The organism is Extibacter sp. GGCC_0201 (assembly GCF_017566055.1).
GTDB lineage: Bacteria > Bacillota > Clostridia > Lachnospirales > Lachnospiraceae > Extibacter.
In genome coordinates this window covers 102,514-126,760 of record NZ_JABFCH010000010.1, presented here as the reverse complement: position 1 = coordinate 126,760, position 24,247 = coordinate 102,514, and the positions used below count along the sequence as shown (strand labels likewise).

The 24,247-nt window shown below is 48.9% G+C and carries 24 protein-coding genes; 4 read left to right on the top strand and 20 right to left on the bottom strand.

The features are described from left to right. Positions 1-136 precede the first annotated feature (136 nt). The 10 genes from guaB to sigK form a co-directional block, all read right to left on the bottom strand. The gene (guaB, locus tag HJV72_RS09110; RefSeq protein WP_208070403.1) at positions 137-1,591 is read right to left on the bottom strand and encodes an IMP dehydrogenase; all 1,455 of its coding nucleotides are present in this window, start codon (positions 1,589-1,591) and stop codon (positions 137-139) included. A gap of 119 nt (positions 1,592-1,710) precedes the next feature. After that, positions 1,711-2,199 (bottom strand): DUF6106 family protein, encoded by a 489-nt coding sequence (locus tag HJV72_RS09105; protein ID WP_208070401.1) that lies wholly within the window; start codon positions 2,197-2,199, stop codon positions 1,711-1,713. A gap of 113 nt (positions 2,200-2,312) precedes the next feature. Then, entirely contained in the window at positions 2,313-3,938 is a 1,626-nt protein-coding gene (gene groL, locus HJV72_RS09100) for a chaperonin GroEL (RefSeq protein WP_208070399.1), read from the bottom strand. A 45-nt stretch (positions 3,939-3,983) separates the two neighbouring features. Beyond that, a complete protein-coding gene (locus HJV72_RS09095; RefSeq protein ID WP_049727532.1) occupies positions 3,984-4,268 on the bottom strand; it encodes a co-chaperone GroES in 285 nt (94 codons plus the stop codon). 112 nt (positions 4,269-4,380) lie between these two features. Continuing rightward, positions 4,381-4,686 (bottom strand): hypothetical protein, encoded by a 306-nt coding sequence (locus tag HJV72_RS09090; protein ID WP_208070398.1) that lies wholly within the window; start codon positions 4,684-4,686, stop codon positions 4,381-4,383. A 58-nt stretch (positions 4,687-4,744) separates the two neighbouring features. Then, on the bottom strand, positions 4,745-5,527 hold the full coding sequence (gene codY / locus HJV72_RS09085; RefSeq protein ID WP_066577917.1) for a GTP-sensing pleiotropic transcriptional regulator CodY: 783 nt from the start codon (positions 5,525-5,527) through the stop codon (positions 4,745-4,747). 67 nt (positions 5,528-5,594) lie between these two features. After that, on the bottom strand, positions 5,595-7,673 hold the full coding sequence (gene topA / locus HJV72_RS09080; RefSeq protein ID WP_208070397.1) for a type I DNA topoisomerase: 2,079 nt from the start codon (positions 7,671-7,673) through the stop codon (positions 5,595-5,597). Between the two features lie 41 nt (positions 7,674-7,714). Then, on the bottom strand, positions 7,715-8,803 hold the full coding sequence (gene dprA, locus HJV72_RS09075) for a DNA-processing protein DprA (RefSeq protein ID WP_208070396.1): 1,089 nt from the start codon (positions 8,801-8,803) through the stop codon (positions 7,715-7,717). A gap of 4 nt (positions 8,804-8,807) precedes the next feature. After that, a complete protein-coding gene (locus HJV72_RS09070; protein ID WP_208070395.1) occupies positions 8,808-10,343 on the bottom strand; it encodes a YifB family Mg chelatase-like AAA ATPase in 1,536 nt (511 codons plus the stop codon). Positions 10,344-10,515: 172 nt separating this feature from the next. Further along, complete coding sequence (gene sigK, locus HJV72_RS09065) at positions 10,516-11,085, bottom strand: RNA polymerase sporulation sigma factor SigK (protein WP_049727527.1); 570 nt, start codon at positions 11,083-11,085, stop codon at positions 10,516-10,518. 175 nt (positions 11,086-11,260) lie between these two features. Between sigK and HJV72_RS09060 the strand changes: the two genes are divergently transcribed. The 3 genes from HJV72_RS09060 to HJV72_RS09050 all read left to right on the top strand — a co-directional run bounded on the left by HJV72_RS09060 (position 11,261) and on the right by HJV72_RS09050 (position 14,632). Continuing rightward, positions 11,261-12,529, top strand: a complete 1,269-nt coding sequence (locus tag HJV72_RS09060) for an ATP-binding protein (protein WP_208070394.1) — start codon at positions 11,261-11,263, stop codon at positions 12,527-12,529. Next, complete coding sequence (locus HJV72_RS09055) at positions 12,530-13,384, top strand: DNA-binding domain-containing protein (protein WP_208070393.1); 855 nt, start codon at positions 12,530-12,532, stop codon at positions 13,382-13,384. Positions 13,385-13,582: 198 nt separating this feature from the next. After that, complete coding sequence (locus tag HJV72_RS09050; protein ID WP_208070391.1) at positions 13,583-14,632, top strand: PTS sugar transporter subunit IIC; 1,050 nt, start codon at positions 13,583-13,585, stop codon at positions 14,630-14,632. A gap of 76 nt (positions 14,633-14,708) precedes the next feature. Here HJV72_RS09050 and HJV72_RS09045 read toward each other — a convergent pair whose 3' ends face one another. The 9 genes from HJV72_RS09045 to mtaB form a co-directional block, all read right to left on the bottom strand. Beyond that, positions 14,709-15,860 (bottom strand): double-cubane-cluster-containing anaerobic reductase, encoded by a 1,152-nt coding sequence (locus tag HJV72_RS09045; RefSeq protein ID WP_208070388.1) that lies wholly within the window; start codon positions 15,858-15,860, stop codon positions 14,709-14,711. A 160-nt stretch (positions 15,861-16,020) separates the two neighbouring features. Beyond that, positions 16,021-17,247, bottom strand: coding sequence for a peptidase U32 family protein (locus HJV72_RS09040; RefSeq protein WP_208070386.1), 1,227 nt, complete (start codon positions 17,245-17,247; stop codon positions 16,021-16,023). After that, entirely contained in the window at positions 17,231-17,899 is a 669-nt protein-coding gene (locus HJV72_RS09035; RefSeq protein WP_208070384.1) for an O-methyltransferase, read from the bottom strand. Before HJV72_RS09035 ends, HJV72_RS09040 begins: the two co-directional genes overlap by 17 nt. A 90-nt stretch (positions 17,900-17,989) precedes the next feature. Then, positions 17,990-19,657, bottom strand: coding sequence for a ribonuclease J (locus tag HJV72_RS09030; RefSeq protein ID WP_132274107.1), 1,668 nt, complete (start codon positions 19,655-19,657; stop codon positions 17,990-17,992). A 2-nt stretch (positions 19,658-19,659) separates the two neighbouring features. Further along, positions 19,660-20,139, bottom strand: a complete 480-nt coding sequence (locus HJV72_RS09025; RefSeq protein ID WP_066577978.1) for a Fur family transcriptional regulator — start codon at positions 20,137-20,139, stop codon at positions 19,660-19,662. A gap of 6 nt (positions 20,140-20,145) precedes the next feature. Then, positions 20,146-20,406, bottom strand: coding sequence for a DUF1292 domain-containing protein (locus HJV72_RS09020; RefSeq protein ID WP_066577981.1), 261 nt, complete (start codon positions 20,404-20,406; stop codon positions 20,146-20,148). Between the two features lie 18 nt (positions 20,407-20,424). Further along, positions 20,425-20,856 (bottom strand): Holliday junction resolvase RuvX, encoded by a 432-nt coding sequence (ruvX, locus tag HJV72_RS09015; protein ID WP_066581550.1) that lies wholly within the window; start codon positions 20,854-20,856, stop codon positions 20,425-20,427. A 5-nt stretch (positions 20,857-20,861) separates the two neighbouring features. Then, positions 20,862-21,125, bottom strand: coding sequence for an IreB family regulatory phosphoprotein (locus HJV72_RS09010; RefSeq protein WP_006442140.1), 264 nt, complete (start codon positions 21,123-21,125; stop codon positions 20,862-20,864). 57 nt (positions 21,126-21,182) lie between these two features. Then, positions 21,183-22,466, bottom strand: a complete 1,284-nt coding sequence (mtaB, locus tag HJV72_RS09005; RefSeq protein WP_208070382.1) for a tRNA (N(6)-L-threonylcarbamoyladenosine(37)-C(2))-methylthiotransferase MtaB — start codon at positions 22,464-22,466, stop codon at positions 21,183-21,185. 198 nt (positions 22,467-22,664) lie between these two features. On the opposite strand from mtaB, the gene HJV72_RS09000 reads away from it, so the two are divergent. Further along, positions 22,665-22,898 (top strand): HPr family phosphocarrier protein, encoded by a 234-nt coding sequence (locus HJV72_RS09000; RefSeq protein WP_049727516.1) that lies wholly within the window; start codon positions 22,665-22,667, stop codon positions 22,896-22,898. Positions 22,899-23,045: 147 nt separating this feature from the next. Here the strand turns inward: HJV72_RS09000 and thiI are convergent, their stop codons facing one another. After that, complete coding sequence (gene thiI / locus HJV72_RS08995; protein WP_208070381.1) at positions 23,046-24,227, bottom strand: tRNA uracil 4-sulfurtransferase ThiI; 1,182 nt, start codon at positions 24,225-24,227, stop codon at positions 23,046-23,048. Between the last annotated feature and the right edge of the window lie 20 nt (positions 24,228-24,247).

Sequence of the window (24,247 nt, the reverse complement as noted above, 5' to 3'; positions counted from 1 at the left end):
TAGCCCTTATCCTGCGGGATGCAAGCCGCAATCGGCGCGCATTACGCAGGGTTAGAGATACGTGAAATAGTCGGAGTCTCGGACGCATCGGAGCAGATGCCACCCGGTTCCCTGCCCGCAGCCACTTTACTTAAACCTATTCATCTACGCTATAGTTCGGCGCTTCTTTCGTGATGTGTATGTCATGGGGATGGCTCTCTTTTAAGGATGCCGCTGAAATCTTCACAAACTGCGCCTTTGTCTTCAGCTCTTCGATGGTGCCTGTTCCGCAATAGCCCATGCCTGAGCGCAGGCCGCCCATGAGCTGGAATACCGTGTCCTCGACCGTCCCTTTGTATGCGACACGCCCTTCCACGCCTTCCGGTACAAGCTTCTTGGCGTCTGTCTGGAAGTAACGGTCTTTGCTGCCGTTTTCCATAGCCGCGATGGAGCCCATGCCGCGGTACACTTTATATTTCCTTCCCTGGAACAGTTCGAACGTTCCCGGACTCTCATCACATCCGGCAAAGATGCTGCCCATCATACAAACATTGGCTCCTGCGGCGATTGCCTTCGTCATATCACCGGAGTATTTGATGCCGCCGTCGGCAATAATCGGGACACCATACTTGTCCGCAACTTCATAACTATTCATAACAGCCGTAATCTGCGGCACGCCGATGCCTGCCACGATACGGGTCGTACAGATGGAACCTGGGCCGATACCTACTTTGACCGCATCTACCCCGGCTTTGATAAGAGCTCCGGCCCCCTCACCGGTAGCTACATTTCCGGCGATTACCTGAAGTTCCGGGAATTTCGTCTTCACCATATCCACCGTCTTCAGAACATTGGCCGAATGGCCGTGCGCTGAATCCATGACTATCACATCGACCTTGGCATTGACAAGCTCCTGCACACGGTCGATACAGTTGGCTGTAATGCCTACCGCAGCGCCGCAGAGAAGGCGTCCCTGTTCATCTTTGGCCGACAGAGGATACTTTATCTGCTTTTCGATGTCTTTTATCGTAATGAGCCCTTTCAGGTTAAAATCTTTGTCTACAATCGGAAGCTTCTCTTTCCGTGCCTTCGCCAGAATCTTCTTCGCCTCATTCAGCGTGATGCCTTCCGGCGCAGTGATAAGCCCTTCCGATGTCATAGATTCTTTTATCTTCTTGGAGAAATCTTCCTCGAATTTCAAATCACGGTTCGTAATGATGCCGACCAGCTTTTTCCCCTCTGTAATCGGCACGCCGGAAATACGGAACTTGGACATGAGGTCATTGGCATCAGCCAGCGTATGCTCCGGTGACAGATAGAAAGGATCTGTAATTACCCCATTTTCAGACCGCTTTACCTTGTCCACTTCCTCCGCCTGCTGCTCGATAGGCATATTCTTGTGGATGATGCCGATTCCGCCCTGCCTCGCCATGGCAATCGCCATACGGTGCTCCGTAACCGTATCCATGCCCGCGCTCATCATCGGTATGTTAAGCTTGATATTCTTCGTCAGGTATGTTGACAGATCAACTTGGTTTGGAATCACTTCTGAATAGCCTGGTACGAGAAGAACGTCATCAAATGTAATACCTTCTCCAATAATTTTTCCCATGATACTTTTATCCTCTCTTTCTTCCATCTGTTGTTATGATTTAACTGCTATAATAACCAATGATACCCGCACTTGTCAACTGCTTTTCAATTTCTTTTTGCGGATTGCTGAGGGACATGCTACTGCGCGACCTTCCTCGGAGCCAGCATCTTAAATCCTTCGATAATCGTATCATTAGGCTCAAATATCACTTTCTTCTTCTGCCCCCTGTCGATGACCACCAAGGCGTAAAGACGCGCCCCCTCGTTCCTCGAACTGAAATCAAATGTCTTTGCATCCGCGTGCTGGCGCAGCTCCAGATCCTTTACAGGTGCCAAAAGTTCCAGATCGTTGACATGAGCAGAGAATACTCTCTTTCGCTTTGCCTTGTTCATAATCTTATCAATATCCAGATCTCCGTTCACATACAAATATTCGTATTCCACATTCATCCGCCTGAACATGAAGACGTCCAGCACGATCATTCCCACCGGCAGAATGATTCCAAAAGGGAACATAAAGACGATAAGAACTGATACGATGGTGAGCGCCACAAGCAGCGCCTTTATAAACACGTCCTTCATATCCGCCCTTTTCTTTACAAGTTGTTCCGTATAATAATCGCTCATCTGCAAATCCTCCAAATTAATAGGTGTAATTATTGTAACACATATTATGGCAAAAAGAAAACTCCCCGTGAGAGGAGTTTTCAAAATTTTCATACTTTAGGAGAAGCCGGTGATTACATCATTCCCATGCCACCTGCGCCGCCTGCCGGCATAGGAGGTACATCTTCTTTGATGTTGGCGACTACGGATTCTGTCGTAAGAAGTGTGGATGCTACGCTTGTAGCATTCTGGAGCGCACTTCTTGTCACCTTCGCAGGGTCCAGGATGCCGTTTTCTACCATGTCTACATACTCTTCTGTCAGTACGTCAAATCCTGTTCCTGATTTAGATTCATTCACCTTGTTGATGATTACGGAACCTTCCAGTCCTGCATTTGCCGCAATGTGGAACAGTGGAGCTTCCAGTGATTTCAATACGACGTTAGCGCCTGTCTTCTCATCGCCGGTAAGCTTCTGTGCAAGTGCTTCCACTTCTTTGGCTGCATGGATGTATGCAGATCCACCGCCTGCGATAATACCTTCCTCTACAGCCGCCCGTGTTGCTGCCAGAGCATCTTCCATGCGGAGCTTCGCTTCCTTCATCTCTGTCTCTGTCGCTGCCCCTACACGGATTACTGCGACGCCGCCTGCAAGCTTGGCAAGTCTTTCCTGTAATTTTTCTCTGTCAAAATCAGATGTCGTCTCTTCAATCTGCTTCTTAATCTGAGACACTCTGTCTGTAATCTTATTTTTTTCGCCCATGCCGTCAACGATAACGGTATTTTCTTTCTGTACTTTGACGGATTTCGCACGTCCAAGCTGATCCATCGTCGTCTCTTTCAGGTCAAGGCCAAGCTCTTCTGATATCACCTGTCCGCCTGTGAGAATCGCGATATCCTGCAGCATCTCTTTTCTTCTGTCTCCATATCCCGGAGCTTTGACAGCTGCGACGTTGAATGTACCGCGCAGTTTGTTCACGATCAATGTGGTGAGCGCTTCACCTTCGATATCCTCCGCGATGATAAGAAGCCTGGAACCGGACTGTACAATCTGTTCAAGCAGCGGAAGAATCTCCTGGATGTTGGATATCTTCTTGTCTGTAATGAGGATATATGGGTCTTCCAGGTTTGCTTCCATCTTATCCATATCTGTTGCCATATATGCGGAAATGTATCCACGGTCAAACTGCATACCTTCCACAAGGTCAAGTTCCGTCTTCATCGTCTTGGACTCTTCGATTGTGATAACGCCGTCGTTGGATACCTTTTCCATCGCGTCCGCTACCATCTCGCCTACTTCCTGGTCTCCTGCGGAGATAGCGGCAACCTTGGCAATCTGCTCTTTGTCTTTGATCTTACTGGACATTCCTGCAATGGCTTCTACAGCAACATCTGTCGCCTTCTTCATACCCTTGCGGAGAATAATCGGATTGGCGCCGGCTGCCAGATTCTTGATTCCTTCGTGTACCATTGCCTGCGCAAGCACGGTCGCTGTCGTCGTTCCGTCACCTGCCACATCGTTTGTCTTAGATGCCACTTCTTTGATAAGCTGAGCTCCCATATTCTCAAATGCGTCTTCCAGCTCAATCTCCTTTGCAATCGTAACACCATCGTTTGTTATCAACGGTGCCCCGAAAGATTTGTCGAGCACTACGTTACGTCCTTTTGGTCCAAGCGTCACTCTTACCGTATCTGCCAGCTGGTTTACTCCTGATTCTAATGCTGCTCTTGCTTCAGCGCCGTATTTAATTTCCTTTGCCATAATTATCTGCCTCCTAAATTATTAATGTTATCTGTTCAAAAGCTGCTATTTAAGTATTGCCAGGATATCATCCTGCTTTACAATAATGAACTCTTCTTCATCAACTTCAACTGTCGTGCCGGCATATTTGGAATAAATAACCTGCTGCCCTTCTTCTACGTTCATCTGGACTTCCTTGCCGTCCACTACCCCACCAGGCCCTACAGCTACTACTTCCGCCTGCTGTGGTTTCTCTTTTGACTGACCCGGTAATACGATACCTGACTTTGTAGTCTCTTCTGCAACTAATTGTTTCAATACAACTCTGTCTCCCAATGGTACTAATTTCATATTTATTCCTCCTTATTCTTATCTATTTTGTCAGCACTCGCAAAAAGAGAGTGCTAAAAGACTCTAGATATAAAATAGCACTCTCTTTTTATTTTGTCAACACACTTTATATTTAGTTTACAACTTTTTTATAAAATCCGTTCCTGAGCCGGAATACCATCACCCGCCCAAGCTTGTTCCAGTAGCGTTCCGTTATGCTTCCGCTGCACTCGACGAGGCCTTCCTCAGCCGCTATCGTACATCTGTAGATGCCGTCCAGGGAAAATACCGGCAGCTCCGTCCGTTTCGATAATAAATATATCCGTTCTTCCTCCGGTTTATACGTAATAATCTCGCATTGATATATTGTCTGATCAAAAAAGCCCTCATCTAGAATCATCCGCTCCATCTGCATGTCCACAGGCCTTCCCTCGTACATAATAACTGCTCCCTTCAAAAGAAGGGTATCAGTTTCCCGATACCCTTTTATTTCTATATTATTTCATTCGCTCAGCTTTGATCCGCTCAAGCTCGGTAAATACGTAATCGTTCACCACTTTGATATACGTCCCCTTCATTCCGGAAGATCGTGACTCTATGACACCTGCGCTCTCAAACTTACGAAGCGCATTGACGATGACCGACCTTGTGATTCCGACCCTGTCGGCAATCTTGCTCGCCACCAGAATGCCTTCGGTGCCATCCAGCTCCTCAAAGATATGGATAATCGCCTCCAGCTCGGAATATGAGAGCGTGCTGATAGCAGACTGGACGATATGCTCCTTCCTCGTCTCCTCGGCGCTCTCTTCATTGACGGACCGCAGCATCTCAAGACCGACTACCGTCGTTCCGTATTCACTCAGGATGATATCGTCTATCTCGTATACTTCATCCTTCTTATAGATAAATAACGTGCCAAGCCTTTCACCCGCGATATCGATAGGTGTTATGATGGCCTGATAGCCCTTTACGGCATCTTCTGAGAACCCGAGCGTCTGGAGGTTTACATTCTCTTTCGTGGAAAGTATGCTCAGAAGCCGTTCATTTAACATCTCGTCAATATGCTTGCCGACTTCCTGCTCAATCAGTTCCCTGATAACCGGCACGCCATCTGCCCTGCTTCCCCCAAGAATCTTGCCCTTCTTGCTCACCACCAGCACGTTAGATTCTAATATCTCTGTGAGCACTTCACATATATCGTTAAATACTACTTTGCTGGAATTGTTATTATGAAGTAATTTATTGATTTTTCTGGTTTTATCTAACAATTGTACACTCATTCACATTCCTCCATCCTTTGAATGCTATATTATCATACAATTCATTTTTTTTCAATCAATTTCCTAATTATTTTTTATTATTTTCCTTATTTTCTACATATCCGCATTGTTCACTGCTACAGAGCAGCTTATTACCCTTTTCGACCATGTAGCTTCCGCATCGTGGGCACTTCTTCGTGGACGGTTTCTGCCATGACATGAATTCGCAGTCAGGATTGTCTTCACATCCATAGTATTTCCTTCCCTTCTTCGTCTTGCGGATGACTACGTCCTTGCCGCACACAGGGCAGGGAACACCTACCTTTTCCAGATAAGGCTTCGTATTCCTGCAGTCCGGGAAGCCAGGGCAGGCAAGAAAACGACCGTGGGGACCATATTTTATGACCATGTTGCGGCCGCACTGGTCACAGATGACATCCGTCACTTCATCCTCAATCTTGACCTTCTCAAGCTCTTCTTCCGCAAGATTCACCGCATCTTCCAAATCTGGATAAAAATTCTCAATAATCGTCTTCCACTTTACCTTGCCCTCAGCCACGCCGTCCAGCAGGCTCTCCATATTGGCGGTAAAGTTGACATCTACAATGCTCGGAAACGACTGTTTCATCATGTTGTTCACTACTTCCCCAAGTTCCGTGATATACAGGTTCTTATTTTCTTTTGCCACATATCGTCTGGCGATGATAGTGGAGATTGTAGGCGCATACGTGCTTGGACGGCCGATTCCAAGTTCCTCCAGCGTCTTCACAAGCCCGGCCTCCGTATAGTGTGCCGGCGGCTGTGTAAAATGCTGCTTCGTGTCAAAGCTTTCTTTCGTGAGCTTCGTATCCATATCAAGACCTCTGAGCAGCACGTTTCCTGTCTCTTTCTCCTCGTCCGCCTCCGTATATACGGAACGGAACCCCTCGAACACGATCTTCGATGCTGCTACGGTAAAACGGTAATTTCCTGCCGCAATCTTTACGGATGTCGTCTCATACCTCGCCGGCTGCATCCTGCTGGCGACAAAACGTTTCCATACAAGCTGGTAGAGGCGGAACTGGTCTCTTGTAAGTGATTCTTTCATTGCAGCCGGCGTCCTTGTCACGTCGGAAGGGCGGATAGCCTCATGGGCGTCCTGAATCTTTTTGTCGTCTTTTCCTTTTGCGCTGCCTGCTGCTACATATTCTGTTCCATAATGCTCACCGATATACGCTCTTGCACTTTCGTCGGCTTCCTCCGATATTCTCGTTGAATCTGTACGCAGATACGTAATCAGGCCGACGGTTCCATTCCCTTTGATGTCTATCCCCTCATAGAGCTGCTGTGCAATCCTCATCGTCTTCTGTGTCGCAAAGTTCAGCGCCTTCGAGGCTTCCTGCTGAAGCGTGCTCGTCGTAAAAGGTACCGGCGCTTTTTTCACCCGTTCCCCTTTTTTGATGTCCGCAACGGAATAGTCTGCTTTCTCTACCTCTGCCAGTATCCTGTCAAGCTCTTCTTTGGAGCCGATTGTCATCTTCTTGTCTTTCGTACCGTAGAACTTGGCTGTCAGCAGCTTCTTTTCACCTTCTACGTTCAAATTCGCGTCGAGGGTCCAGTATTCCTCAGGAATGAACGCATTGATTTCTTCTTCCCTGTCGGCGATGATTCTGAGCGCAACCGACTGTACACGGCCGGCGCTTAGCCCCCTCTTTACCTTGGCCCACAGAAGAGGACTTATCTTATAACCCACGACACGGTCAAGCACACGCCGGGCCTGCTGCGCATCCACCAGATCCATGTCGATTTCCCTTGCATTTTTCAGGGAAGCTTTTACTGCACTTTTTGTAATCTCGTTAAAACTGATACGGTATACCTTTTTATTTTCCAGCTTCAGTGCCTGCTTCAGGTGCCATGAGATGGCCTCCCCCTCACGGTCGGGGTCAGTCGCCAGATATATCTTATCGGCTTTCTTGACTTCCTTCCTCAAGTTGGCAAGAATCTCTCCCTTACCTCTGATGGTGATATATTTGGGCTCGTAGTCATTCTCCGGATCCACGCCGAGCTGGCTCTTCGGCAGATCCCTCACATGACCGTTCGATGCGGTCACCGCATAATTGCTTCCCAAAAACTTTTTAATTGTCTTCACCTTGGCCGGTGACTCCACGATAACAAGATTACGTGCCATATATTGCTTCCTCCATTATGAACTAGCCGTCCGTTTTATTTTCAACCGTCTGATCTCACATAATAATTCTTTGATATTTCCTTGATATGTCCTTGCAATTCTAATGTGACAAGACGCTCCATAAGCTCCCCGGGGGCTAATCCGGTCTCCTCTGTAAGCTTCCCTATGCTCTTCGGACATAAACCGAGACAACTATACACTATATTTTCGGGACTTTCAAGCATTTTTTCATTTTTGTCAGATTTTTGACCAAAGCTGCTGGCAGATATACCCATATCTTCCAACAGCTCATCCGGCGAAGCAAGGATGCCTGCACCCTGCCTGATCAGGTTGTTGCATCCACGGCTTAACGGGCTCGTCACAGGTCCCGGAAGGACGTAGATATCCTTCCCCTGTTCCAGTGCAAAATCAGCCGTGATGAGGGATCCGCTTTTTTCTCTCGCCTCCATGACAAGCACGATATCAGCCAGGGCGCTGATAATCCTGTTCCGTTCCGGAAAGTAGGGCCGCAGCGGCTGTGTCTGCGGGGGATGCTCCGAGAGGATGCCCCCCTGCTTCTGGATATCCATATAGAGTCCTATATGTTCCCGCGGGTAGCACAGGTCTGCCCCGCAGCCTAGTACGGCGTAAGTGCTGCCGCCGGCATCCAGCGCCGCCCTCTGTCCGGTGCCGTCGATGCCGAGCGCCATGCCGCTGATAATCTCTACTCCTGCCTGAGCCAGCCTTCTGGCAAACTTCTCTGTCTGCCCAGTGCCATATGCACTGCATCTCCTAGCGCCAACGATGGCTGCCGCAGGTCTTGCTGGGTCGGGAAGCCGCCCTTTTACATACAGGGCATAAGGCGGGTCTGCCGTTTCCTTAAGCCGTCCGGGATATCCTTTGTGGAAATAGGGTACAAGGCTTATGCTTTTATCACATAATTCTCTATAATTCTTCTCCACATCCCATATTCTGCGGGAGGCTATGACGGCCTCCACTTCTTTCGTACTTAGATACTCTGTAAAATAGAGTCTCGTTTCTTCTATATAATATATCTGACTTGCATCCGTATATTCGGAACGAAGCTTTATTTTTTTACGGGCGGGCACATGCCTGATGCATGCAAGCCAGTATTCATACGCCAATTCCATACATTTACCTCCCCCAGTATTTTTTATTCATCATCCGGTATCCGATTGCCTCTTTGATATGCGCCGCACTGATATTATCGGCTCCTGCCAGGTCGGCTATCGTACGGGCCACCCGAATGGTCTTATGGTACGTTCTGGCCGTGAGCCCCATCTTTTCAAATGCCTGTCCTATGACAGCTTCTTCTTCAACCCCAAGACGGCAGTATTTCTTCAGCTCCTTGGCGGGCAGGGACGCGTTGGCCATAGAACCAAGTGTATGATACCGGTTTTTCTGGCGCTCTCTTGCCAGGCATACACGCTCTCTTATCGTCTGTGAGCTTTCCCCCTCATCTTCCGCTTTCAGGCTTCGGTAATCGACTCTCGGCGCCTCCACGCATATGTCGATTCTGTCCAGGAACGGCTGGCTGATCTTGGCAAGGTAGTGCTGGATCTGTCCCGGCGTGCACGTGCAGCGCTCAAGATCCGGATAGTTCCCGCACGGACATGGATTCAAGGCGGCAACGAGGATAAAATTGGCGGGAAATACGTAGCTTCCGTGCTTCCTCGTAATCCGTATCGTTTTCTCCTCCAGCGGCTGACGCAGCACTTCCAGCACTGGCTTCTGGAATTCTGTCAGCTCGTCCAGAAACAGTACACCGCCATGCGCCAGGCTGATCTCACCCGGGGATGGTATCAACCCTCCTCCGATGAGGGCACTTCTCGTAACCGTATGATGTACGCTTCTGTATGGCCGTTCTACCACCAGTGGATGTTCCTTGTCCACCAGTCCCATGATGCTGTACACCTTTGTAATCTCAAGGCTCTCTTCCATTGTCAATGGTGGAAGTATCGTCGGTATCCTTCTGGCTATCATCGACTTTCCGCTCCCCGGAGGTCCGACCATGAGAACATTGTGGCCTCCCGCTACGGCAACCTCTACAGCCCGCTTCACAGCTTCCTGTCCGTGGATTTCCCTATAGTCTGTCTGCGGCCTGGCAGGGCCGAGCGGGCCATGCGGCGTCCTGTACTGCTCTTGTTCCAGCCCATGCATGCCGTTAAGATAACCATACGCTTCTTTCAGCCATTCGGCCCCGATTATCCGAATGCCTTCTACAAGGGATGCTTCTGCCGCATTGGCCTTCGGGAGGATGCACGTGTGGCACCCTGCTTCCCGGGCTGCCATCACAACCGGGAGGATGCCCGCCACCTCCCTCAGGCGTCCGTCCAGGCTCAGTTCCCCGATAATCAGCGTACGTGCCAGGCTTTCCTCCGGCACAAGCGCAAGCGACGCCAGGATAGCGGCGGCAATCGGCAGGTCGAAGGCCGCCCCTCTCTTTTTCACGGTTGCAGGGGACAGGTTGATGACTATCTTTTTCGCCGGAAGCTCTATCCCGGAATTGCGCACAGCAGTGCGCACCCGCTCAGACGCTTCTTTTACCTCTGATGACAGGTAGCCTACCATATGGAACATCGGGAGGCCGTTGCTGATATCTGCTTCCACATGGACGAATTCTACCGAAAGTCCTTCTATGGCCGCAGACAGTACCGTACTGAAACTCATTCGCATTCTCCTTTTCATGTTTTATATTGCTTTTTGATGGGTCGGTGGCCGATGCTGGCCGGATTTGCCTTCCGGGGTCAGAATGCCCCGTTAAATGTAGAACTATCATAACGAATATGGAAGATGATGTCAATAGGGCCATAAAAAGTGCAATAGAAAAGCTGCGCGGGCATTAAAAATACTCGCGCAGCTTTTCTATTGCACTTTTCTCAATCCTTGACACATAAGAACGAGAGATGCCTAAGCGTCTGGCTATCTCCCGCTGCGTATACTCTTCTTCATTATACAGGCCATATCTCATCTTCAGTACAAGTCGCTCCCTCTGTGAGAGCTCTCCTTCCACCTTCTCATAAAGAAGCCGGATATCATCCTTCAGTGCAACTTTCCTGTGCGCATCATCCTCGTCGGTCTCGATTATGTCAAACAGCTGGATTTCATTTCCTTCGCGGTCTGTACCTATCGGTTCGTAGAGTGATACTTCTTTGGATGACTTCTTTTTTGAACGGAGATACATCAATATCTCATTTTCGATGCAACGGGCTGCATAAGTTCCGAGGCGTACGCTTTTATCGGGGTTAAAGGTCACCACAGCTTTTATGAGTCCGATTGTGCCGATTGAGAGCAGGTCTTCGTTGTCTTCTTCCAGTGACTGGTACTTCTTAACGATATGAGCAACGAGGCGCAGGTTCCGTTCTATGAGAACATGTTTTGCTTCAAGGTCTCCCTCCGTATATTTTTGCATGTAATATCTTTCTTCCGAGGCAGTGAGGGGTTGGGGAAAAGATTTCAAGGAAAGCACCTCTTGGCGTATTTGATATAGTCTATGTGAAAACAGGAGCTTTTGTGCTTTTCCATATAAATTTTTCCTATACAAAGGGGCCGGAAGACGCTATATTAGTATAGAAGAGAGGTATATCATGAAAAAAACTTTTGGAAGCATTGTGTTCTTCAGCCTGGCCATAACACTGGCAGCGCAGCTTAATATCAACCTGTTTATCACGGATTTCAAACTGTCTGTCGCCGTCGTCTGCTTTCCGGCGTTTTTATTTATCGCGCAGTCTTTCCCGGTCATACCCGTAACCGTGTTCGGGGCCGCGGGAGTATTTGCATCCAGGCTGCTGCTCGTCTGGCTGCAGAATGGCCGCCTGTCAGGTGCGGTTCGGTCTTATTATCCGGAAGTCATCTTCTATCTCTGTTACGGGCTGGCATTCTATCTTTACACCCGCAGGCTCGGGGGCAGCCGTCTTGACCGGAACCGGGCTATCCTGCCGCTCTTTGTCATAGATTATGGTGCCAATCTGATAGAACTTCTGCTCCGCATCCGCCTCGAAGCATTTACACCGAAGGCTCAGGCAAGCATACTGCTGGCCGCCGCCGCACGCACTGCAGTCATATGGTGCGTCCTGACCGTGTTTGCGCATTACAGGCTGCTTCTGCTCAAGCAGGAGCATGAGGAACGCTACAAGCGGCTTGTCCTGCTTATCTCCAAGCTGGACGGCGAGGTCATGTGGATGAAGAAGAACACCACGCTTATCGAAGATACGATGAACACTTCCTACCGCCTTTACGAACGGTTAAAGGAGAGGGACGAAAGCAGTCCGCTTGCCAGATCTGCGCTTAAGGTAGCCAAAGACATCCACGAAGTCAAGAAGGAATATCTGCTCATCATGAGGGGCATATCAGAGGCGCTTGATGAAGAGCTGGAGGGAGACGGCATGTACCTGGATGAGCTGCTGGAACTTCTGAGGGATACGATGATTCGGTCTGCTGCGGAGCATGAGAAGAAGCTGACGTTGGAAACGGACTGCCGCGACCGTGTCTACACGAACCGGCACTATGCCCTTATGTCCATCTTCCGGAACCTGTTCGTCAATGCGCTGGAAGCGGCTGAAGAGGAGGAAGTACATATATATGTGAAGGAACAGGCAGAGGAGGACATGTTCGTCTTTACCGTTACGGATGACGGACCCGGCGTCCGTGAGGAAGACCAGTCTGAAATATTCAAGACCGGCTTTTCTACTAAGATAAACTTTTCTACTGGTGAAGTAAACCGGGGGCTTGGGCTGAATCTCGTCAAGGATCTGGTGGAAGGCCAGTTCGGTGGTACGCTTGCACTCTCATCCATTCCCGGAAGTACGACATTCACCATAAGAATTTCTCAAGAAAAAATGAAGGTGGTTGTATAGATGAAATTTTATTTGATTGATGATGACAGGAACATACTGAATATACTGAAGCTGATTATAGCCAACCGGAAGCTCGGCACCGTGTGCGGGACATCGTTAAGCGGCTATGATGCGCTGGAAGACGTGCGCCTGCTTGCCCCCGACATTATAATCGTGGATCTGCTCATGGCTGACATGGACGGTATCACTTTTGTCAGAAAAGCGAACGAATTCCTCTCAGAGACGGCTTTTATCATGCTGTCCCAGGTGTCTTCCAAAGATATGATAGGCTCGGCATATGAAGCAGGCATCGAATACTTCATACAGAAGCCGGTGAACAGCGTAGAAGTGGAAAATGTCATTGCAAAGGTGAGCCGGCAGCTTTCCATGCAGCGGACGATACAAAAGATGCAGAGCATATTTATGGATGAGATGACGTCCAACTCTCCTGAACCGGAACGGACGGCATCTTCTGCCGCTGCTTCGAGAACGGTGCTGACGAATATCCTTCAGCGGCTTGGCATCAGCGGAGATATCGGAAGCCGGGATATCATCATGGCGGTGGAATATCTGCTGGAACACGATGGACAGATCAACGACATGACGCTTGGGGAGCTGTGCAAAAGGTTCAGCGATTCGCCGAAGTCCATGGAACAGCGCATCCGCCGGGCGGCCAACACAGGGATGGTAAACCTTGCCCATCTTGGCATTGAGGATTATGGCAATGACATTTTTACTGAGTATTCCAATACGCTTTACAATTTTGAACAGGTGCGAAGAGAGATGGACTATATCCGGGGAAAGAGCGACCGGCATGGCAATGTCAAGATCAAGAACTTCTTGAATGCGCTTGTCGTATACAGCCAGAATCAGTAGGAAGAATCTATGGGCAGAATTAACAGTATCATTATGGCCATTTTGTGAATTATCACAAAATTCTGTGTGGTACTGTTTTTTTTATGTCAATTTTGATACCATCTGTAACTTTTTGAAACCCGGCTTGTATATTGGTTTCATCAATAAGAGAACGGAATTATAAATGAAATCATCATTACGAATTGAGAGGTAAAAAGTATGTTTACAATCGCATCGGGAATAGGTTTATTGCTCGTCACTCTTGCCGGTTTCTCGCTCTTCAGCCTGAAGATGCCTAAGGGGCAACTCGCCATGTCTGGCATGGCCAATGCCGCTATCGCCACGTTTCTCGTAGAAGCCGTACATAAATATATCACCGGCGATCTGCTCGGCCTGGACTTTTTCCGCAGCCTTGGAGAGACAGCCGGAGGGCTGGGCGGTGTCGCCGCTGCCGCTATGGTACCAATCTGCATGGGGGCCAATCCTGTGCTTGCTATCGTCGCCGGCGTTGCCGTCGGAGGATACGGCATCCTTCCTGGATTTATTGCGGGCTATATAATCGGACTCATAGCCCCGGTTATTGAAAAGAAGCTGCCGGAAGGGCTGAACCTTATCGGGGGCGCGCTCCTGATCGCACCTGCCGCCCGCCTCATCGTCATGGCCGTCAACCCTGCCGTCAACACAGTCCTTTCCACTATCGGCGGCACGATATCCGCCGCAACGGAACAGTCTCCCATCGTCATGGGATTCCTGCTTGGCGGCATCATTAAGATGATATGCACATCACCTCTGAGTTCCATGGCGCTGACTGCCATGCTCGGCCTTGACGGGCTGGCGATGGGCATAGCCGCCATTGCATGCGTAGGAGGCTCTTTCACCAACGGGCTTATCTTCTCCCGGCTGAAGCTTGGAGACAGGAGCAATGTCATAGCCGTCATGCTGGAACCGCTCACACAGGCAGATATCATAACATCCAATCCGCTTCCTATCTACTGCTCTAATTTCTTCGGCGGAGGATTCGCCGGGATATCAGCAGCAGTGTTCCATATTGTGAATAATGCACCAGGGACAGCATCCCCGATTCCGGGACTTTTAGCGCCGTTCGCATTCAATCCTGCTACACATGTCATCGGTGCTCTAGCATTCGCTGTCATCGGCGGATGTCTGGCCGGCATCGTCGGCAGCAGGGTCTTTCGTCAGAAAATAAAAGTCCCGGCTGTTCCTGCAAATGACGAAAGGGGTCAGACCCCTGTCGCCACAGGGGTCTGACCCCTTTCAAAATTCATACAATATTCAGACATTTTAAAAGACCGCCTGCGGGCGGTCTTTCCATTTCCTATCATGTCTACAGCATTTCGATAAATGCCGCGATTCTCGTATTCAGCTGGCCGATATCTGCCTGTGAATAGTCTGTCTCTACGCTGATATATGGTATGTTCTTCTTTTCATTTACGAACCTTCTGATGCCGAGCGTCTCTACATTGTATGTATGGCAGGCCTGGAGCACCATCTCCACCACGCCGTCGACTCTGTATTCATCGATGAGCCTTCCAAGGAGTTCCAGACGGTTTGGATTTGGCGTCATGACAGAGCATCCGATATTCAGATATCTTCTGGCCAGTGCATCGTAGATATCCGGATTGTCCTCGTCGACGAGCTTATCGATGGACTTCGCACCGGTACAGTTCTCATATGTCACTACGATTCCTCCGTTTTCCTCAATCGCCTTAATCACCTTTTCAGACGCGCCGCCTATCGGACATCCGGTCACGAGGATACGTGGCTTCTTCTCTTCCATCTTGCCTTCTGCGTATTCTTTATTGATTTTATCCACCAATGCGTCCACCTCGCCCGGAATGGCGGCGCGGTCGAACTTGAAGGTACTGCCGTACAGGACCTTGAACAAGTCCTGGCCTTTTATGGGAGCAGGATCGTTCTTCATCACTTCATAGAGCTTCTTCAGAGAACGCCTTCCGGCGTTGTTCACCTTCACCGCATCCCGAATCTGCTCTTCTGTTATCTCTGTCTCGAACTTCGCTTCCAGATATTCTTTGAACCGGACAATCTCGCTTTTCCACAGCTTAAGCGCTTCCTCCCCCTGGGTATTTGGCAGTTCCATCAAGAACACGTCCTTGAATTCTTTCATGTATTCATACATTTTCTTCTTGCCGTCGCACGTCGTCTCACCAACGACTACATCAGAGAAGTAAAAGAAGGGACATTTATCCGTCTTCGCAAATCCATAGCTGGACTTGATGAGCGGACATAAGTTCTTCGGCAGGTCCTTCTCCGCCTCTGGTATCGTCTCATCTGACGTGGAGCACAGGCCCACGGTTGCAGCCCCCATCGCCATGGCGATTTCCTGTGGAAAATATGTACAATAGGCGCCTACGATCGGCACGCCTTTATCCTTCAGCTCCTTCACACCCAGGAAAGAATTTTTACGCTGTTCGGCAAATTCCTCAAATACTTCCGGCAATTCCTTGATTATCTCCATCTTGTCCTCCTATGGTTCTCACTCGATTTTAATCAGAATGTAAATGCATCCTACAGTTATCCTATCACCGCACGTCAAATGCCGCCAATAAAAAAGGTAAATAAAAAGCCCGTCTTATAGGGAATCCCTATAAGACGGGCCGGCGATACAGATTTACTTCTTATGGTTCTGCTCTTCTTAATATGTCATACATATCTGCTCTGCTTCCCAAGTCCACGTACAGCACCTGTTTGGGATGCGGCGCACTTTCCTGTTCATTTCCCTCTTCATCTACAAGCCGCCTGACCGTTACCTCCACATTTTCCCCGTTCGGCTTCATAATCTCAACCACCTCGCCTACAGAGAATTTGTTCCGCTGCTCAATACGGTACATCCCGTCCTTCCCGCCGCTGATGATGCCAAGATACGTATATTCCTTCACATAAGTGTTGCTGTCGTATATCTGGCTCTCATCGCCCGGTTTGCCGAAATAGAACCCGGTCGTAAACTGCCGGTACGTGCAGTTGGATATCTGGTCAAGATACCATGGCATGTTTTTCCGGTACAGCTTAGGATCCTCCGCATAATCGTCGAGCGCTTTCCGGTAGGTCCGGGCTACCGTGGCAACATACAGCGCTGTTTTCATCCGGCCTTCTATCTTAAGGCTGTCGATGCCGGCATCGATCAATTCCGGGATATGTTCAATCATGCACAGATCTTTGGAATTGAAAATGTACGTGCCCCGCTCATTTTCATACACAGGCATATACTCGCCCGGACGCGTCTCCTCCACGATAGAATATTTCCACCGGCACGGATGTGTACAGGCTCCCCTGTTGGCGTCCCGCCCTGTAAAATAATTACTCAGAAGGCAGCGGCCGGAATAAGAGATGCACATTGCCCCGTGCACGAAGCTCTCTATCTCCATCTCTTCTGGGATATGTTCCCGTATCTCTTTGATTTCAGCCAGGGATAGCTCTCGTGCCGACACGACACGCTTCGCCCCCTGTTTCCACCAGAACAGATACGTGCCGTAATTCGTGTTGTTCGCCTGCGTACTTATATGCCGCTCAATCTCAGGACATATCTCGCCTGCGATTTCAAAGACCGCAGGGTCGGCGATAATGAATGCATCCGGACCTATTTCCTTCAGTTCTTTAAAATATTCCCGCACTCCGGGCAGATCCTCATTATGTGCGAGTATATTAGCCGTCACGTATACTTTTACATCGTGGGCGTGGGCGAAACAGATTCCCTCTCTCATGTCTTCCATGGAGAAATTCTTTGCCTTGGCCCTGAGTCCAAAGGCTTCACCTCCGATGTACACCGCATCCGCTCCAAATATTACTGCTGTCTTCAACACTTCCAGGCTGCTCGCCGGAATCAACAATTCAGGATGTCTGGCCATCTTTCTTCTCTCCTCGTTTTATGCTCAGCGCCACACCGTCCCCAAGAGGGAGGATTGATGTGAGCAAATCTTCTCTATGTTTTAATTCATATAAATATTCCCGCATGCGGCTGTGAATCGTACGGTTGCGCCTCTCCACCGCGAACCGCGACTCGATGATATCGCCGTCCTGCAATACATTATCGGACATCAGGACTCCCCCGTCTGTAAGCAGACGGAGAGCCTCCGGCATATAATAGATGTACTGCCCTTTTGCCGCATCCATAAAAATAAAATCAAACGGGCCCTCAAGCCCCCTCATAACCTCCAGGGCATCTCCTTCTATCAGCGTTATCCTATTCTCCTGTCCTGCACGCCTGAAATTGCCGCGTGCAATCGGAATCCGCTTCTTATAGTTCTCTATGGTCGTAATATGGCAATCCTCAGGCGCATACTTGCTCATGAGAAGCGCAGAGAATCCTACTGCCGTACCCACTTCAAGTATCCGCTTCGGCCGGCACATAGTAATAATCACTTTCAGGAAGCTCTGCGTCTCCTTCCGTATAATCGGTACGAAAGTATCCACAGCCTCCTGTTCAATCTCTTCCAGCAGCGGCGCTTCCGGCATCTCCAGGCTGCGGATATACGTAACCATACGTTCGTCGACAATCATTCAGGTACACCCCTTCATCCATTCTGGTACACCACAAAGATCAATTTGGGACGTAACCCTTTTGAATAAGATCACGTCCCAAAACACACTTTATACATCCATTATAATCGGAAGTATCATCGGCCTTCTCTTTGTTTTCTTCCAGATATATTCATTCATCGTATCGCGGATTACAAGCTTAATCTTGCTCCAGTCCGCATTCTTCTGATGTGCCAGGCAGTCCTCTACCGCATTGGTTACTACTTTTCTCGCCTCTTCCATTAGCTTTTCCGACTCACGCACATACACGAAGCCGCGGGATACGATATCCGGTCCGGCCATCAGCTGATTGCTTCCTTTTTCCAGTGTCAGCACTACGATGAGGATACCATCCTCCGCCAGATGCTGCCTGTCACGGAGCACGATGTTGCCTACATCACCTACTCCAAGGCCGTCCACGAGAATCTCGCCTGTATGAACCTTATCCGCCACTTTGGCTTCTTTGCTGTTCAGCTCAAGCACCTCACCTGACTGCAGGATAAAGATGTTGTCCTTCGGGATACCGAGCGTCTGGGCTATCGCCGCATTTGCTTTCAGATGGCGGTACTCGCCGTGCACCGGAATTGCATATTTTGGTTTTACGAGCGAATATATAAGCTTCAGCTCTTCCTGGCAGGCATGTCCCGATACATGGGCATCCTGGAAGATGACATTGGCACCTTTAGCGGACAGTTCATTGATGACCTTTGATACGGACTTCTCATTACCCGGTATCGGATTCGAACTGAAGATTACCGTATCTCCCGGCATGATCGTCACTTTCTTGTGCACGTCCGCCGCCATCCTGGACAGTGCCGCCATGGACTCTCCCTGGCTTCCTGTCGTGATGAGGACCGTCTTCTCAGGCGGATAGTTGCGAAGCTGGTCGATCTCTATGAGCGTCTTGTCCGGCACGCTCAAGTAGCCTAGCTCCTGGGCGACAGCGATGATATTGACCATGCTGCGGCCTTCCACCACGACCTTCCTGTCATACTTGCAAGCCGAATTGATAATCTGCTGCACACGGTCTACATTGGATGCAAACGTGGCTATGATTATCCTCGTATTCTGGTGCTCCGCAAATATATGGTCAAAGGCATGTCCCACCGTGCGCTCAGACTGGGTAAATCCAGGCCGCTCTGCATTCGTGCTGTCTGACATGAGCGCCAGCACGCCTTTCTTTCCAATCTCCGCAAACCGCTGCAGGTCGATGGCATCGCCGAACACCGGCGTATAATCCACCTTAAAGTCGCCGGTGTGCACCACGATGCCGGCCGGTGAGTATATCGCCAGAGCCGCCGCATCCTGGATGCTGTGGTTCGTCTTGATAAATTCAATCCTGAACTGTCCAAGGTTGATGGACTGTCCGTGCTTCACCACTTTTCTTCTCGTGCTTCTGAGCAGGTTGTGCTCTGTAAACTTCTTCTCTATAATCCCCATCGTAAGCTTCGTCGCATATATCGGAAGATTCATCTCCTTCAATACATAAGACAGCGCACCGATATGGTCCTCATGGCCATGGGTGATTACGAATCCCTTCACTTTCTGGATATTGTCTTTCAGATAAGTGACATCCGGGATGACGAGATCGATTCCGAGCATGTCATCCTCCGGGAATGCCAGACCGCAGTCCACGACAATAATACTGTCTTCATACTCAAAGGCAGTAATGTTCATTCCAATCTTTTCCAATCCTCCGAGTGGAATGATACGCAGTTTTCCATTGTTTTCTTTTTTCAAATTTACACCTCCACGTGCTTTTCCGTACTATTTTGCCTCTCCAGGCATTCTTTGCATTGTCCATAGAACTTTAATTCGTGGTCTAACACGTGAAATCCCGTCGCCTCTTCTATATGGCCCTCCAGTTCTTCCAGAAGGTCATCTTTGAAGGGCAGTACCTTTCCACAAGTCTTGCATATCAGGTGATGATGGTGATGTTTGGCTTCCCCGAGAAAAAGCTCGCCAATTTCATAACGCGCACATCCATCATCCAGATTGATACGATCCACCAATTGCATTTCCAGCAACAACTGCACTGTCCGGTAAATAGTCGCCAATCCTATATCAGGATAGTCTTCCTTCACCAGTTCGTAAATGTCTTCCGCAGCCATGTGTTTATCACGATGTTCTGCGAGCACCTCTAATACAAGCAACCTTTGATTGGTTACCTTAAGACCCTTTTCTTTCAGTAATTCCTTAAATTTCTCTTGACTGACTGACATAGTATACTACCTTTCAATAACAACATCCTCCAGCAGCTCCTCAAACACTTTTGATACAGCGCCAATCTCCACATCATCTTCTACGATTTCATAGATGCTGTCTGAACCGTCTTCCTCTGATGTATCTTTTAATATCAGACATTCTGCATCATCTTCTTCCGAATCAGTCACAAGAATGTATGAAACTCCATTGACTTTTGTCTGCTCCAGCACGAAAAATTCTGCTTCTTCCTGCATTTCTTCAGACATGAACTTGATTTTCTCCATAAAAACACCTCACACAGACTATTCTTGTCCCACATATATGGAATCCAGATATCCCTGCAATATAAAAACAGCCGCAATCTTATCGATATACTTCTTGCGGTCCTCACGTCTTACCTTATTTTCAATTAAAGTCCGTTCCGCTTCTACCGTAGTCAGACGCTCATCCCACATCACGACCTCAAGGCCGGTCCGCTTTTTAAGCATCTCACCAAACTTCAATGACTGTTCCGCACGTTTTCCAATATCATTATTCATATGCTTCGGAAGCCCAAGCACGATACGCTCCACTTCATACTCTCGGATAAGCTCCTCTATCCGGGCACATGTCCTGCGCAGCTTGTTCTCTTCCTTGCGAAAAATCGTCTCAATACCCTGGGCCGTAAGCCCCAAGGGGTCGCTGACAGCCACGCCGACCGTCTTCTCGCCGTAATCCAGTCCCATAATTCTCATAGACATTATACCCATCCGTTGTGCTCGATATACGTCTTAAGCATCTCTTCTACGAGTTCGTCCCGTTCCATCTTCATAATCAGGCTTCTCGCACCGTTATGGCTTGTTATATATGTCGGGTCTCCTGACATAATATATCCAACGATCTGATTGACCGGATTATAACCTTTTTCACTTAATGCTTTGTACACAATCTCAAGAATATCTTTTGCTTGAATCTGTGGACCGCTTTCTACCTGAAAAAACTGGGTGTTGCTTAAATCCTTCATATACTCACGTCCTCCAAAAATACTTCTATTTCATTCTAAACCATAGCACCCGAAAATTCAATGAATTATTTGCAAAGGGCTCTCAATTTCTACATTTATGACCTTATTCGTAAGATTTTCTGACCCTTTTCGTCCAATTTTGACATATTCCTTCGTATGTCCTGTCACATAAAGCTCCCCACCGCGCATGACAGTTTCTTCCACCAGCACTTCTGCCGTCGTTCCTATGAGCCTTTCCTCATATGCCGCCTGTTTTCTGCGGCTCAGTTCGAGCAGCACGCTGCTCCGGGCAGCCTTTACCTCATCCGGCACCTGGTTATCCATAGCGGCAGCCTTCGTTCCTTCCCGTCTGGAATACTTGAATACATGTGTCTCGTAGAAATCCACCTTGTCGATGAAAGCCCTGGACGCTTCAAACTCTGCATCCGTCTCGCCCGGAAAGCCGACGATCACATCCGTCGTCAGTGCAGGATGATGGAAATAGTTACGAAGCATCGCACATTTCTCATAATACTCTTCTGCCGTGTAGCAGCGGTTCATGCGCCTCAGCGTGTCATTGCAGCCGCTCTGCAGCGACAGGTGGAAGTGGGGACAGAATTTCGGAAGCCCGGCAAGTGCCTGGACAAGCTCCTCTGTTATGATCCTCGGTTCCAGGGAGCCGAGCCGTATACGCCTGAGCCCCTCCGTCTCATGTACAGCCTCGACCAGCGCCAGAAGCGTATCTCCCGTGTCCACTCCATAGGAGCTGAGATGTATCCCGGTTAGCACCACCTCTTTATAGCCGCTTTCTGCAAGCCTCCTCACTTCTGCCAGCACGCTCTCCCGTTTCCTGCTCCTGACACGTCCTCTCGCGTACGGTATGATGCAGTAAGAGCAGAACTGGTTGCACCCGTCCTGTACTTTGATGTAAGCCCTCGTATGTTCCGCGGTGCTGCTCAGATTCAGATCCTCATACTCATCGGTGTGGCTGATGTCCACCAGGCCTTCTCCTGTCTCCCATCTGCCTTCTTCGTATTCCTTCAGGATCTGTATCAGATCCTTCTTGCGGTTATTTCCTATCACGACATCGATACAGTCGTCCGCTTCCTCGCCCCGTGCCTGCACGTAGCACCCCGCGGCCACGACAACTGCATCCGGGTTCATCTTCCTCGCCCGGTGGAGCATCTGCCTTGATTTGCGGTCAGCCATATTGGTGACAGTACATGTATTGATAATGTATATATCTGCCCCTTCTTCAAACGGCACTATCTCGTATCCGTGCTGCTTAAGAAGTTCCTGCATCGCCTCTGTCTCATAGGCATTGACTTTGCATCCCAGATTATGCAGCGCTACTTTTTTCATACTGATTCTCCTACTCCTTCAAATGTCCCTGGCTGGCGTAAGGCGCACGCGCCTTACGCCGAATCAGAGTATACAAATTGTTGTAACTTTTAACGAATTTTTTCCAATTTCTTTGGCAGTTTGTTCCTTGACTTTTATACCTTGTACTCTTAAGATGTTTATAGAACATGTAAAGAAAGCCAAGGAGGGTTAAGTCCAATGAAAACAGTTCAAATCTCTTTAAATTCGATTGACAAAGTAAAGTCTTTTGTAAATGAAATCACTAAATTTGATTATGATTTTGATTTAGTATCCGGAAGGTATGTCATCGATGCAAAGTCAATCATGGGAATCTTCAGCCTCGATTTATCAAAGCCAATCGACCTGAACATTCATGCAGACAACGATGTAGATACCGTTTTAGAAATCCTGAAACCATATATCGTAGACTAAATGATAAAAACATAGAGAAATCAATGTGCCTGCACCGCTTTTATGAGCGGGCAGGCTTTTTTCATTATACAGAAGACTTCTTGTCCCTGTAGCGCCCTGCCGCAGCCGGATAATCGCGCCTTAGTACGTTCTTCGTTCAGTTTTGACTTATTTCACCTCAATAATTTCCACCGTCGCAAGCGCCCGGTCTACAAGCTCATCTATTTTGCCGGACAGCTTTTCTTCTGAACGCCGGATTACCTCTACATTCGGCTTTGTCACCGGATGCTTGGCTACGAAGATTGTACAGCAGTCCTCAAAGGGCTGTATGGACGTCTCAAATGTATCAATTTTCTCCGCAATATCTACAATCTCCTGCTTGTCGAACCCGATGACCGGCCGGTAGACCGGAAGCGTACATACATCATTTGTGGCTGCAAGGCTCTGCATCGTCTGGCTGGCCACCTGTCCTATGCTCTCCCCGGTAATCAGTCCGAGGCATCCATCCTTCCGCGCAAAATGCTCTGCAATCCGCATCATATACCGCCTCATGATTATCGTCAGCTCATCGTGAGGGCACTGGTCATAGATATAGAGCTGGATATCGGTAAAGTTCACTACATGGAGCTTCACCGGTCCTGCATATCTGGATACGATCTTCGCCAAATCCACGACCTTCTGTTTGGCACGCTCGCTCGTGTACGGCGGAGCATGGAAATAAGTGGCTTCAATACCGACGCCCCGTTTCGCTATCATATAGCCGGCCACCGGACTGTCGATACCTCCGGAGAGAAGCAGCATCGCTTTCCCGTTCGTCCCTACCGGCATTCCGCCCGGTCCCGGTATGATTCTGGAATACACATAGATAGAATCCCGCACCTCGATGTTCAGCATCACATCCGGGTGATGCACATCCACGCGGATATCAGGAAACGTCTCCAGAACCGCCTCTCCGATGTCACAGTTGATCTCCATGGACGTCCTTGGGTAAGTCTTTCTGGCACGTCTGGCCTCCACCTTGAACGTCATCTTCTTGTCTGGATACAGCTCGTCCATATACGCAACCACATCCTTCTTCAGTTCGTCAAAGCCCTTGTCCTCCATACGCACGACCGGACATATGCCGACGATGCCGAACACCCGCTTCAAATGATCCACCGTCTCCTCATAATCATACTCGCCTTCGCAGTCCACATAAATCCTCGCCTGTGACTTGTGAACATAGAATTCGCCGTCCACATCACGCAGGGCATACCGTACCTGCCGCACAAGGGCATCCTCAAATAAATACCGGTTTTTCCCTTTAATTCCAATTTCTCCGTATTTTAACAAAAATGTATGAAATCTCATCTTATTTTCTGAATCCTCTC